Origin of the sequence: Agarivorans sp. QJM3NY_33 (assembly GCF_050870865.2) — a bacterium.
Taxonomy (GTDB): Bacteria; Pseudomonadota; Gammaproteobacteria; order Enterobacterales; family Celerinatantimonadaceae; genus Agarivorans.
Map to the genome: position 1 here is coordinate 468,969 of NZ_CP194039.2, position 13,579 is coordinate 482,547.

The following is a 13,579-nucleotide window of genomic DNA, read 5'->3' on the forward strand; positions in this document are numbered from 1 at the left end:
GCTCAAGGGAGTCGCCTTCTTGTTATATCTATATCAAAGTAATCATTTAGACACACTGCAAATACTGCTAAGCAAAGTGATGGCCTTACAAGCTCCCGCTAACCCATTTACTCAGCAACAAATATTGGTGCAAAGCCCGGGCATGGCACAGTGGTTGAAATTGCAACTGGCTGAGCAGCAAGGCATTGTGGCAAACGTGGCTTTTCCGCTACCCGCGAGCTTTATTTGGCAAATGTTCCATTTGGTACTGCAAGATGTGCCCGAACAAAGCCCTTTTAACAAAGAAGCCATGAGTTGGCGCTTAATGCGTTTACTGCCACAACGACTTCGTGAAGCTGAATTTACGCCGCTGCGCCATTATTTACTCGGTGACGATGAAAGTGCCGCCATTGAAGGCCGTAAGCTATGGCAATTGGCGCAAAAGGTGGCCGATATTTATGACCAATACTTGGTCTATCGTAGCGAGTGGATCAGTGCTTGGGAAGATGGCGATGATTTAAGCGAAGTGAGCCAAAGTCAACCCTGGCAACCGATTTTATGGCGTGATTTGGTGGACGACACCGTAGGCTCGATGGACGCCCCCTATCACCGTGGCAATATGTATATCGATTTTGTTGAGCAGCTGCGTTTCAGTCGTGCAGCACCTGAAGGCCTGCCCGAGCAGGTGTTTATTTTTGGTATCTCGGCGCTGCCACCCGCCTATATCGAGGCCCTAGATGCTCTGGCGCGACACACCAATATCCACCTATTTTTAACTAACCCTTCGGAGCACTATTGGGGCGATGTGCGTGATGTGATGACGCTGCTGAAGCAACAAGCAGAGATTGAGCGAGTGGGGAATCCCTTACTGGCGTCAATGGGCAAACTGGGGCGTGACTACATCGAGCTGCTGCACCCACTCAATAAACAAGAAACCGACATTTTTGCCAGTAATGTCGCTGAGCAAGCAAGCCCTCGTTTATTGTCTTTGTTGCAAGACGATATCCTCAAGTTGCACGATCCGATTGATTATCAGCAAGTTGACAGCAGTCAACATAAACGGCTGATTCAGCCCGGTGATCATAGTATTCAGCTACATCTTTGTCATAGCCCACGTCGTGAGCTCGAAGTCTTACATGATCAGTTGCTGGCGATGTTTGAGCAAGATCCCGAGTTAAGCCCGCGAGATGTGATTGTGATGGTGCCAGATGTAAACCGTTATGGGCCGATGATTCAGGCGGTATTTGGCAGCGCCAGCGCCGAAACCCGTTTGCCTTTCGCCATTTCTGATCGCAGTGCCACCCAAGAAAATCCGGTGTTATTAAGCTTTTTAGAGCTGCTGGCCCTACCGCAAAAGCGTAAATCGGCCGCCGAGCTGTTAGCGCTATTAGAAGTGCCGGCGATTATGCGCCGTTTTGAGCTGACTCAGGATGAGTTAAAACCCTTGCGTCAATGGGTCAAAGAAGCCGGAGTGCGTTGGGGTTTAGATGGCAGTGATCGCAGTCGCTGGCAAGCCCCGGAAGATGAAACCCATTCTTGGTTATTTGGTCTAAAACGGATGTTACTCGGTTATGCCATGCCCAGCGAGGTGGGTTTGTATCAGGGCATATTGGCTTATGATGAGGTGCAGGGGCAGCGTGCCTTAGCCGTGGGCAAGTTGGCCGATTTTATTGATCAGCTGATGCAACTGGAACAGCAACTATTAGCCGCAGTTCCGGCCGAGCAGTGGCGAGTGCGCTTGCAAGTTTTGCTGCAACATATCTATCGTTTTGATAGTGATGATGAAGCTGAGCAGCTGCGTTTATTGAAGCTGTTTGAAACGCTGGCGGAGCAATGCACGGCAAGTGATTATAAAGACGATATCAGCCCAGAGCTGATCCTTGATTATTGCCGTAATCAACTCAATTCACAGCGAGGCAGTCAGCGTTTTCTGGCGGGTCAAATCAATTTTTGCACGCTGCTGCCAATGCGCGCCATTCCCTTTAAAGTCGTGTGTTTGCTGGGTATGAACGACAGCGAGTACCCACGCAGTGTACCGAGTTTGGGGTTTGACTTAATGGCGGATAATCCGCCAAAGCGTGGCGACCGGAGCCGCCGAGACGATGACCGTTATTTATTCCTGGAAGCGCTGTTAGCGGCGCAGCAGCGTTTATATATCTCTTATATCGCACATAGCGCCAAAGATAATAGCGAACAAACGCCCTCGGTACTGGTGGCAGAGCTGTGTGACTACCTTAGCCAAAGTTGTGCGCTGGTGGGAGATGAAAAGCTGAATGTGGATCAGTCAGGCGAGAAACTGTTGGCACAGCTGCGTTGCAAACATCCTTTGCAGCCTTTTTCAGCGGAGTATTATCAAGCTGCCTTCGCGAGCGGTTCGCCCGGTGAAGATTCACCTAAAATTTTTAGTTATGCGCAGCGCTGGCTACCGGCGGTGGCGGCACAGCAGCAGGTTAAAATATCCTCCGTGGAAGCCGCGCCGTTGATTTCGGAGGGGGGGGGAGCCGATCTGGAAATGGATGAGCTACTGGCTTTTAGTCGCTCGCCAATTGCTTATTTTTATCAGCGGCGTTTAAAAGTAAGTTTTCCACGAATATCGGAACAGTTAGAAGAAACCGAACCCTTTGTGGTGGAAGGCTTATCCGCTTACAGCATGAAGTTACACCTACTCGAGCAACAATTGGAGAATGCCGATAAACAGCAACAGTTTGACTATTTACATGCCGCAGGCGCGCTACCCCACGGCGGTTTTGCAGAGGTCTCATTTGAGCAACAATGGCAAGAGATGCAGCCCTTGGCCGACACGCTGTTTCCCTTATTAGCGGGCGGTGTCTTAGAGCCTCAGCAGCTGTTCATCGATATCGACTACGTCGCTGAAGATAGTATTTTGCAAACCCGCTTATCGGCCTGGCTGAAACATCGCTACGGGCAAGGCCTGGTGACTTATCGGCCCGGAAGTATTCGCGGAAAAGATTTAGTGGCAGCCTGGTTATGGCATCTGGTGTTTCATGCGGCGCAACCCGAGCAAGCCATCAGCAGCTATATCATGGGTCGCAAAAATGGCTGGCAATTTGCTCCGATAGAGGCCGGGCTGGCTGTGCAATGTTTGGGTGACTGGTTGACTTGTTTGCATGCTGGCTTGCAGCAACCGCTGTTATTACCGATAGAAAGCGCCTGGCAGTGGATCAGCCAATGCAAAGATAAAAAAACCGGCAGCATCGAATTCAGTGACGTCAATCTAGAGAAAGCCCGCCGCGCCGCGCGCACTCAGTTTACGGGAGGGGCTTTTGCTCAAGCCGAAGGCGATGATCCGTATATTCAGGCCCAGCTTAGTGACTTAGAAGATATCTGGCCACAGTTCGAAGCCAATACTCAGCGTTTACTCGAACCCTTAATGGCACATCTGGAGGCGTTTGCTAATGTCTGATTCAAATACCCAAGCTCACACTGAGTCACCTTTAGCTAGCCAGAATTTAGATGCCTTTAGCTTTCCGCTGAATGGTGCGCGGCTGATCGAGGCCAGTGCCGGCACCGGTAAAACTTATACCATTGGCGCTTTAGTGCTACGTTTGTTGCTAGGGCATGCACGAGATGTTGCACAGGGGTTTAGTCAGCACGGCCAGTTGACCCCACTGAATATAGAACAAATTTTGGTGGTGACCTTTACCGAAGCGGCCACTCAAGAATTACGTGGGCGAATTCGTGAAAAAATTCATGAGGCTCGCCTCGCTTTTTTACGAGGGGAAAGTAGCGACTTCTTTATCACGCAATTATTAGATGAGGTGAGCGATCACTCTCTTGCGGCGCAACGTCTGTTGTTGGCTGAGCAAAATATGGATCAGGCGGCGGTATTCACCATTCATGGTTTTTGCCAGCGAATGCTGAAACAACACGCCTTTGAGAGCGGCTTGCCCTTTGAAATGGAGTTTTTAACTAACGAAATTCATTTGCGTTTGCAGGCGGTGCAAGATTGCTGGCGGTTGCGATTTTACCCGCTACCGGTGCCACTGATTAGCCGAATTGTTCAATGTTGGGCCAGCCCACAGCAGCTGCATCAGGAAATTGGCAGCTTGCTCAATCAAAGTCACTTTGAGTTGCAAGGGGTGCCAGATGAACAAGACTTGACCGCCTTTTTTGCCCAGCAAATTGCCCGTATCGAGGCCTTTAAACAGTTGTGGAAACCAGCGGCTCAGGATATTGCCGAGTTGCTTGCCAGTGCGCCACTGAATGGGAATAAGTTTCGCAAAGCCTCGCTGGAAAAATGGTTAAACTTGATTAATCAATTTGTCGATGCGCCAACCGACAGCGACTTTCTTGGCAAGCCTCTGCGTGAGGCTTTGCAAAAATTCACACCCGAGAATTTAGCCAATGGAGTGAAAGCCAAGGGGCAGCCGCCGGAGCATCCGGCCTTTGTGGCTATCGAGCGTTTATTTAGCCAGGAGCAGAGCATCAAAAGCTTGTTGTTGGCCCAGTTATTACCGCAAATTCGCCAGCGCTTTAGCGAGCTAAAACAGCAGCAACAGCTGCAGAGTTTTGATGATTTGCTGGCAGGCTTAGCCACTGCACTGAATGCGCCGCAGGGCGAGGTGCTGGCCAGGCAGATTGCCGAGTTATATCCGGTGGCGATGATTGATGAGTTTCAGGATACCGATCCCCAGCAATATCAAATCTTCAGCAAGCTATACATGGACCGAGCCGACTGCGCCTTAATGCTAATTGGTGACCCCAAGCAGGCGATTTATGGTTTTCGTGGTGCCGATATTTTCACCTACATGCAGGCGCGCAACAATGTGGTCGCGCGTTACAACTTGCCCACCAATTGGCGCTCTACGGGGGCCATGGTGAATGCCTGTAATCAACTGTTTGAATGGCATCAGCGGCCTTTTATTTATGATGATGCGATTCAGTTTATGGCGGTTGATGCCGCCAAAAAGCAGTTGAGTGGCTTGCAGATCAACGGTGAAAGCCAGGCCGCGATGCAGTTCTTGTATCAGCAAAACCCGGCCTTTGTGCGTAGTGAAGATTATATTAATGGCCAAGCATTGGTCTGCGCTCAACAGATCCAAGCTTTGCTGGAAGCTGGCCAAACTGGCGCGGCCACCTTAGGTGATAGCGGCAAAACCGTTTCCGCGGGTGATATCGCCGTGTTGGTGAGAACTCGCCGCGAAGGTGACAAAGTGGCCGCCGCTTTAGCCAAACAAAATATTGCCAGCGTGAGTTTATCCAATCGCGATAGCGTGTTTGAAAGCCCCGAGGCCTACCAGTTTTATTTGCAGCTCTTAGCCTGTCAGGAGCCTCATAACGACCGTAAGTTGCGCGCCGCCTTAGCCTGTAAAATGCTCGGTTTGAGTTTGCAAGAACTGGATGATTTAAATACTGACGAGCGCTGTTGGCAGCGTTATTCCCAAGAGTTTTCAGATTATCAGCAGCTGTGGCAACAGCGTGGCGTACTGGCAATGTTTTATGCGTGGATGAGCCAGCGAGGCATTAGTGAACGTTGGGTAAGCCAGAATGACAATTATGGTGAGCGCTTACTCACTAATCTAATGCATTTAGCTGAATTACTGCAAAATCAAAGTGCTGAGCTCGATGGTGATGCTGCCTTAATGCGCTGGTTTGCCGAGCAAGTGCTTGAGCCCGATGGCAATGCCGATGAGCAACAGCTGCGCTTAGAGAGTGATGCCAACTTGGTACAGATTGTTACCATTCATAAGAGTAAGGGTTTGGAATATCCGATTGTGATGTTGCCATTTATTCTCGGCTTTCGCGAAGCCAGTGAAGCCTTGTATCACCAAGGGGAGCGCTTTATTTACGACTTAGATGCGAGTGAACCGGCCATGGAAGCGGCTTGTCAGGAGCGCTTAGCCGAAGACTTACGCTTGTTGTATGTGGCGGTTACGCGCGCCGTATATTGCTGTTATTTAGGTGTGGCCGATCTGAAAAAAGGCAATGCTCAGAAGGGCGATAGCGATGTACACCAAAGTGCCTTGGGTTATTTACTGCAAAAAAATCAGCCGCTGCCAGCGGGCGCCTTAGTCGCCATTTTGGATGAGCTCGGCCAGCATCCAGATATTGGCTGGCAAATGGTCAGTGAGCAAACACTCACGCCCTACCAAGGACTCAGCGATGCGCAGCCCAGTTATGCCGCACGAGCATTCACCAGCCAAATTAACCGTAATTGGTGGCTCACCAGTTATTCCGCCTTAAGCCGTCAGCAAGGGCATCATGCCGGTTTTGATGCCAGTAGCGATATGGCGTGGTTAGACGTTGGCGAAGAACTGAGTATGGTCGAGGTGGATAATCAGGCCGAGCAACAGCTCAGCATTTTTGACTTCCCGCGCGGCGCCGAGGCGGGTACTTTCTTGCACTTGCTGTTTGAAGAACTGGATTTTCAGGCCAACATCGTACAAATTCGCCAGCGTTTGCCGGCCTTACTGCAAGCCTCCAGCTACAACGAGTTAAACTCGCAAGGCGAACTGAAATGGTTAGCGCCCTTGGCGCAGATGTTTATACAGGTGTGCGCTACCCCTCTGGATGATGGCGGCAGGCTTAGCCCCTATCGGCTGAATCAACTTGCTTTGGAACAGCGTTTGGTGGAAATGGAGTTTTTGCTGCCGATTGCCAATCTTCAGGCCAGCCAAGTCAATCGTTTGATCCGCCATTTTGATCCTTTGAGCCGCGGAGCCAGTGGGTTGGATTTTGCTACGGTGCAGGGCATGTTAAAAGGTTTTATCGATTTGGTGTATCAGCACGATGGCCGCTACTACGTGCTGGATTATAAGTCGAATTATTTAGGCGACAAGGTGGAAGATTATAGTCAAACGGCGATGGTGACGGCGATGGTCGAGCATCGTTATGATTTTCAATATCAACTTTACAGCTTGGCTTTGCATCGCTGGTTGGGCCAGCGTTTACCTGATTACGACTATCAGCAACATTTTGGTGGGGTGTATTACTTGTTTTTACGTGGCATGAGTGGCGAGCAAGTCTCTGACCCTATGGCTGAGCCGTTACAGGCTGTAACTGCAAGCCGCAACGGGGTTTATTTTAGCCGACCGGAGGCGCGTTTTATTCATTATCTCGACCAGCTCTTTGCCGGGCAGACTCTGCCCACCGAGTTGCCCCTTTCAGAACCTGCCGAGGGCCTGGCTGATGAGTGATTTAGCGGCAATCCAATCATCGCCGGCAAGCGCATGGTTACAACAACTGAAACAAACGGGGGCCATCAGCGCCCTAGATTTTCACTTTGCTCAATCCTTTGCCCACAGCGAGCATCGAGAGGCCTTAATGATTGCGGCGGCCATTGTTAGCAACGAACTCAGTGCGGGCCACGTTTGTGTTGATATGGCGAGTTTGGCCAGGCGCTGTGAGTTGCTGGGGGCTTGTCCGATAGAGCACCATCAAGAGAGTCGTTTTTGGCTGGCCTTGTTGAGCCAGTCGGAGGCAGTGCAGCAAGCCGACTGTGTCGTGGAAGCCAATGACCCTCAGCAGCAAGCTAAACCTCTGGTCTTACAGTATCAGCGTTTGTATTTGCATCGTTACTGGCACTACGAACAGCAGGTAGCCGAGTATTTTTCCGACATCGGGGCGGCTTGCGCCTTTTCCCCTGTGGACATTAGCACTCGGATCCAAGCCTTGTTTGGCAGTGACTGGGCGATGTTGCTTCAAGCAAAATCGAGTTATCCGGCCGAGCAAATGGCGGTGTACGCGGAGCAGTTTTTAGATGTGAATGACCCGGTTTTACTGAGTAATCGCGGCTGGCTTAATCGGCTGGCAGCTATCACTGAAGCGCAAGATTTACATGCGTTCGTCAATGGCATTGCTGCCAGCAGTCAAATCAACTGGCAGCAGCTGGCTGCGCTACAGGCCTGTTATCAGACTCGATTAGTGATCAGTGGAGGGCCGGGTACCGGCAAAACCACCACCGTGACACGGCTGCTGGCATTACTGCAAGACTTACAGCTGAGCGCTGGTAAGCCGCCCCTGAGTATTCAGCTGGTGGCGCCAACCGGTAAAGCGGCGGCACGCTTAAGTGAATCGATTATTGGCGCGAAGCATCAGTTGAATGCCAGTGAGCAAACCATTGCCACCATTCCGGAGCAAGCATCGACCATTCATCGTTTGTTAGGGGTGATCCCGGGCAGGGCCGAGTTTCGTCATCATGCCAATAATCCTTTGGCTTTAGACATGCTGGTGGTGGACGAAGCCTCGATGATCGATCTGCCATTGATGGTGAAGTTATTGGCGGCGATGCCAAAACAGGCGCGGCTGATCTTACTGGGTGATAAGGATCAGCTCGCCTCGGTAGAAGCCGGTGCGGTACTTGGCGATCTATGTGCCTTTATCAGCCACGGTTATAGCGCAAAGTTAGTGGCATTTTTGCAAGCCTGTAGTGGTTTTAATTTAGCGCAACAGCAAGCTTCTAGTCCGTTAGCTATTGCCGATAAGCTCTGTTTGTTGCGCAAAAGCTACCGCTTTGATGCCCGCTCGGGGATTGGCTTATTAGCTGGTGCAGTCAATCAGGGCCGTGCCGCTCAGGCGCTGGAACTGTTAATGTCACAGCGCCCCGATTTACCCTATCAAGCACTCAATCAAGCGACTTATCAGGATTTGCTGGGGCGAGTGGTGCAGGGTTATCAGCCGTATTTGAGCGCGCTGCAACAGGGCGAGGCGATGCAGCAGGTATTTACTCTGTTTCATCGCTTCCAGCTATTGGTGGCTTTACGCAAGGGTGAACTCGGAGTCAGCGGGCTGAATCAGCGGCTGGAAAGCTTGTTGCAGAGACAGGGTTTGATCGCGCTACCGGCAAGCTCCGACAGCGTCTGGTATGTGGGCCGTCCGGTGATGATTGAGCAAAACGATCACGAGCAGCAACTGTATAACGGGGATATCGGTATTTGTGCCGCCGATGATTCAGGCCAGCTGATGGTGGCATTTGAGTCGGCCAATGGTTTGCGTTGGTTATTACCTAGCCGCTTGCCTGCCCACCAGAGTGTTTACGCGATGACGGTGCACAAGAGCCAAGGCAGTGAATTTGACCAAGTGGTGATGTTACTGCCGCCTGCTAAACAAGCGCTGGTGAATAGAGAACTGTTGTATACCGCGATTACCCGCGCCAAAAGTGAATTCAGTTTGTATGCCGAACCCGACAGCATTCGCGCCGCTTGTCGCAATAAAACCCAACGCCGCTCTGGTTTAGTCGAGCGTCTGACGGCTGAGTCATCATGAGTTTTTGAAGCTTTGCTAGATAATGAATGAGCAGCGTTGCTCATTCGGGCTTCGCTTGAACCTTAAAAAAGTTCAGGCGCTTAATTTTGTCAGCGAAGCCTGACTCAGATTGCAATGATTGGTACTTATTCGGGCTTAGGATGAAATATAGGTAATTTAGTCGCTAATTCCTGTAGCACTTTCAATTATTTAGCGATGGTCCCTTACTCAAAACCTCAAAACCTCAAAACCTCAATCTCTCAATCTCTTGATATTGATAGGGGCGTCGGTGAAGTGGACTGCTTTTTACTTTAACTGTTTTTGTTGAGATGTTTGTGAAGGTTGCGACCGCCCTAAGCCGTCAATGGCCTGCACTTAAAATGAGTTGACCGCTACTTACTCGCGAGGCCGGGCCATAGCGATAAAACCCAGTAGCAACGTGTCGTATATGTTTCAGGCTTTGAATTCGGTTAGCCTTCCGATAATCGCCTGGTGGCTGGGCGTGAGTTTACTCAGCGCTTTGCTGATGGACGCAGCAATGGTTGTTTACGATTTGTTTTTTGCCTATTTCTATAATTTGGCTTACGACAAGTTGTTTCCTCTGGCCAGTCAAAACAAGCGGAACAAAAAGGCTGCGCTTCCTTAAATTAATAAACCGCTGAGCTTGGCTCGCGTGTAGCAGGCAATGCTTTTGGCATCGTTAATGGTGCCATCGACGATGGCTTGTTCAAACTCGGCGCAGCTCATGCTAAAAATTTCGATAAATTCATCTTCATCACATTGGCCTGCCTGGGCACTCAGTTGTTTGGCCACAAACAGATATTGGATTTCATCGCAGAAGCCGGGTACTGGGTAGAGCTTACCCAAAGCCTGCCATTCGGCGGCCTGTAAATTGGTTTCTTCCTGTAATTCGCGCTGAGCGCAGGCGAGGATCCCTTGTGGGCCTTGTTCATGTTTTTCCAGAGTGCCAGCGGGTAATTCAATTAACCACTGCTGAATTGCACTACGATACTGGCGTTCCATGATGATCTGTCCTTGCGAATCTAGCGCCAGAATAACCACCGCGCCGGGGTGATGTAAGGTGGTGATGTTACGTTCTCGTTGATCGGGCAGTCGCTGGGTTTGACTGGCCAATTCGAAACAATGCCATTGGGCTAAAATTTGCTTATCCATGTTTTCTTCCTTGTATTAGGTTTTTTTATTTAACGCTATTACGAAGCGTTTGTATTTAATAAGAGTGATACTTTTGTATATAAATTTAATTGTTAATTAGCGTTATTGCTGAGTCTGCCCCATAGTTTTATTGAGCTAAGGAGGACAAATTATGTCGCGTTTAACACTCTACCTAGCTATTAGTACCTTATGTGTCGCCGCAGTGATGAGCTTAAGTAGTCTTTTTTTGCTGAATCAACATAAGCAAACGGTGATGCAGCTGTCTAGTGATATCAGCAAACAGGCCAGTGTGATGGCCGCCACCCTTGAGTATTATGAAGCCGAAAATCGTCGAGAGCTTGAATATTTTGCGAGTTTGGATGTGGTGCAGCGAGCCTTGAATGATGCAGATTATTCGTTGTTGCAAGAATTGCTGATGAAGTTAATGAATTCTAAAGCCAGTATCGTTCAGGCCCGCTTGTTGGATCCTCAGGGTAAAGAAGTATTTAAAATTATTAATCGCGGTGGTCAGGCGGTACGCCTCAGTGAGTTGGAGTTACAGGATAAGTCGAAGCGTTATTATGTGCGCGAGTTGCTGCAATTACCGGTGAATCGAACCTATCTTTCGGCTGTGGATCTAAATGTCGATTACGGGGTGCTTGAACTTCCTTATCGTCCAGTATTGCGGATCGCCAAGCAGGTAAGTGCCGACTCTTACCCACTGCTTGGAGCACTGATGTTTAATTACGACATGAAAACTGTATATCAGCAGTTAAGCCGTATACTGCCTCGCGGGGTGTCTCTGTTTGTGGTCGCTCAAAACCATCAATTTCTTGTCCACCCATTAGCTAAAGCACTGTATTGTGCCGAGCTATCTTGTCAGCAGCTGTTTAATGATTCCGATTTGGTTCAATCGCAGCAAGGCTTGAGCTATTTTAGTGATTCGCTAGCCGCAGTGGCTCCTTTAGGGCTTGGCTCTGAGCCGCTGATGAGTGGTACGAATTTGATCATGGCTTATAAACCGAGTTATCTGCCTCAATTTACTCAACGATTGAGCCCGATGAAGGTGCTGATTCGCAGTTATCAATGGTGGCTGACACTGTGGTTGTCGTTAGCGCTGGTGAGTTGTGGGGTTTATGTTTATTGGCGATTTCAAAAGCAAATTGATGAACGGATCCAACGGGCGAAGATGCATAAGGTATTGCAAGGTGTTACTGAAATGCTTGAACGCCTCCATGAAAGTGACGATCCGGTGACTGGCAGCCATGTGCAACGGGTCGCTGATTATTCGCGATTGATGGCCGAAAGGCTGGGCTTGGCGAAACCTTTAGTAGAAGATATTCATCTGTTCGCTTCTTTGCATGATATTGGCAAGATATCGATCCCCGATGCCATTTTAGGTAAGCCTGGTAAATTGGATCCGCTTGAGTGGGAGATCATGCAACAGCATGTGGTGAACGGCTACCAATTATTATGTGATTTTAGATTAAGCCCAGTGGCGGAAAATATAGTGCATTGCCATCATGAACGCTGGGACGGTACCGGTTATCCACTGCAAATTGTAGGGGAAGATATCCCTATCGAAGCACGTATTGTGAGTTTAGTGGATTGTTTTGATGCGTTGATGTCGGCGCGCCCTTATAAACCTGCTTATAGTTTTGAAAAATCACAGGCGATCATTAATCAGCTGAGTGGTAAAGCTTTTGATCCTAGTTTGGTTCAATTATTTAATACTTTAGAAACGGAATTTCGTTGCAGCCGTAGCTCTACCCAAGATGCGCTTTACGCCAAGGGGGAGCCGCACTTGTCTACATGAACGGGCTCAATACCGCGTTTTAGCTTGGTTTAGACAAGCGCATTTAATGGTATACTCAATAGCCAATTTGGGACCATCGAGCTCTGCAGTGGACGATTTGGCGTTCAGTTTATTTAATTTGGTAGCCAAATGGGTCGTTTAGGCTTGGGCTAGGTTGGGTAAACCAAACAGGCCCATTGGCGCTCATGTAAAAGTGATCTTCCAGCCTCACCCCAAACTGCTCAGGAATGACCAGCATCGGTTCATTACTAAACACCATGCCCTCGGCGAGGGGAGTATTATCGCCAGCCACTAAATAGGGGCTTTCGTGAATGTCTAAACCGCAGCCATGACCTGTGCGATGTGGCAGGCCGGGAAGCGCATAGTTTGGCCCATAGCCATCGGCTTCGAGTGAGCGTCGTGCGGCCGCATCAACCGCGGCGCAGGGCGCACCGATTTTAGCCGCGTTGAAGGCGGCTAATTGGGCTTTTTGCTCGCTTAACCAAGCTTGCTGTTGTTGTTGGCTAGCTTCACCAAATGCATAGCTGCGGGTGATGTCAGAGTTGTAGCCTTCTAATAAGCAGCCAGTATCGATGAGTACCCAATCATTATCTTGTAAAATTTGCGGCTGTTTCACTCCATGGGGATAGGAGCTGGCGATACCAAATAGCACAATGCAGAAGGAAGAGCCGCTGGCTCCGACCCTTTGATGTGCTTGATTGATGAAATCCATCACCTCACTGCTGCAGATCCCTGGACGCAGGATTTTAGCCGCCGCTTTTTGCACTGCCATGGTCATGTCTTTGGCGCGTTGCATTAGGACTATCTCATTTGCTGATTTCTGAGATCGGCAAGCTTGGGTAATCGTGTCGCCATTCACAAAGTGAATGTTGTTATTGGCTTTAGTTAAGCCATCTACCAGAAAAAATGGGGCACTTGGGTCAATGCCAATCGCACCGTTTAATTGCTGCTGTTGGACAAGTTTAGCAAACAATTGATAGGGACTTTGGTGTTCATGCCAGCTATGCAAGGGCGCTTCGATGAGCCAAAAATCTTTCAAGGAGTTTTGTTCAAAATGAGGAGCAATATAGTGTAATTCTCCGTTTGCGCATAGTAGTGCGCCAACCATACGCTCGCTGGCACTCCATTTTAAACCCGTAAAATAATATAGGTTGGTACCCGCATTGAGATATAAGGCACTGATCGCTTGTTGTTTCATTAATTCACAGGCTTTTGCTTGACGCTGCAGGTATTCACTTTTTGGAATACTTGGCATATCACCACACATGGAATGAAGTAAGGCGAGTTGTTCGCTGGCATGACTGCCGCCGATACCGATGGTCATGGAGACTCCTAAAACATGATTGATTGGGATAGTGTGACTATCCAATTAAGGCTAAAGATTAAGAGCAGAGAGTAAGGAGGTAAAGTAGAATTTAATTAAAAATC

Annotated in this window: 7 protein-coding genes; 5 read left to right on the forward strand and 2 right to left on the reverse strand. The window is 49.3% G+C overall.

The features are described from left to right. Positions 1–19 precede the first annotated feature (19 nt). The 4 genes from recC to ACRRSY_RS02070 all read left to right on the forward strand — a co-directional run bounded on the left by recC (position 20) and on the right by ACRRSY_RS02070 (position 9,829). Complete coding sequence (gene recC / locus ACRRSY_RS02055) at positions 20–3,403, forward strand: exodeoxyribonuclease V subunit gamma (protein ID WP_432464283.1); 3,384 nt, start codon at positions 20–22, stop codon at positions 3,401–3,403. Continuing rightward, positions 3,396–7,136, forward strand: a complete 3,741-nt coding sequence (gene recB, locus ACRRSY_RS02060; protein ID WP_432464284.1) for an exodeoxyribonuclease V subunit beta — start codon at positions 3,396–3,398, stop codon at positions 7,134–7,136. Before recC ends, recB begins: the two co-directional genes overlap by 8 nt. After that, positions 7,129–9,204 carry an exodeoxyribonuclease V subunit alpha gene (gene recD / locus ACRRSY_RS02065; RefSeq protein WP_432454817.1) on the forward strand — a complete coding sequence of 692 codons (2,076 nt, stop codon included), beginning with the start codon at positions 7,129–7,131 and terminating at the stop codon, positions 9,202–9,204. Before recB ends, recD begins: the two co-directional genes overlap by 8 nt. Positions 9,205–9,631: 427 nt before the next feature. Further along, entirely contained in the window at positions 9,632–9,829 is a 198-nt protein-coding gene (locus ACRRSY_RS02070; protein ID WP_432454816.1) for a chlorhexidine efflux transporter, read from the forward strand. Here ACRRSY_RS02070 and ACRRSY_RS02075 read toward each other — a convergent pair. Continuing rightward, the gene (locus tag ACRRSY_RS02075; RefSeq protein WP_432454815.1) at positions 9,826–10,356 is read right to left on the reverse strand and encodes an NUDIX hydrolase; all 531 of its coding nucleotides are present in this window, start codon (positions 10,354–10,356) and stop codon (positions 9,826–9,828) included. The two genes, ACRRSY_RS02070 and ACRRSY_RS02075, sit on opposite strands and share 4 nt — an antisense overlap. Before the next feature lie 151 nt (positions 10,357–10,507). On the opposite strand from ACRRSY_RS02075, the gene ACRRSY_RS02080 reads away from it, so the two are divergent. After that, on the forward strand, positions 10,508–12,151 hold the full coding sequence (locus ACRRSY_RS02080; RefSeq protein ID WP_432454814.1) for an HD domain-containing phosphohydrolase: 1,644 nt from the start codon (positions 10,508–10,510) through the stop codon (positions 12,149–12,151). Between the two features lie 109 nt (positions 12,152–12,260). Here ACRRSY_RS02080 and ACRRSY_RS02085 read toward each other — a convergent pair whose 3' ends face one another. After that, positions 12,261–13,475: a M24 family metallopeptidase gene (locus ACRRSY_RS02085; protein ID WP_432460746.1), complete on the reverse strand. Its 1,215-nt coding sequence runs from the start codon at positions 13,473–13,475 to the stop codon at positions 12,261–12,263. Positions 13,476–13,579: the final 104 nt, after the last annotated feature.

Bases quoted from the DNA above. Each gene is read 5' to 3' on its own strand.
- recB (WP_432464284.1), top strand. From the start codon at position 3,396: ATGTCTGATTCAAATACCCAAGCTCACACTGAGTCACCTTTAGCTAGC.
- recD (WP_432454817.1), top strand. From the start codon at position 7,129: ATGAGTGATTTAGCGGCAATCCAATCATCGCCGGCAAGCGCATGGTTA.
- ACRRSY_RS02070 (WP_432454816.1), top strand. From the start codon at position 9,632: ATGTTTCAGGCTTTGAATTCGGTTAGCCTTCCGATAATCGCCTGGTGG.
- ACRRSY_RS02075 (WP_432454815.1), bottom strand. From the start codon at position 10,356: ATGGATAAGCAAATTTTAGCCCAATGGCATTGTTTCGAATTGGCCAGT.
- ACRRSY_RS02080 (WP_432454814.1), top strand. From the start codon at position 10,508: ATGTCGCGTTTAACACTCTACCTAGCTATTAGTACCTTATGTGTCGCC.
- ACRRSY_RS02085 (WP_432460746.1), bottom strand. From the start codon at position 13,475: ATGACCATCGGTATCGGCGGCAGTCATGCCAGCGAACAACTCGCCTTA.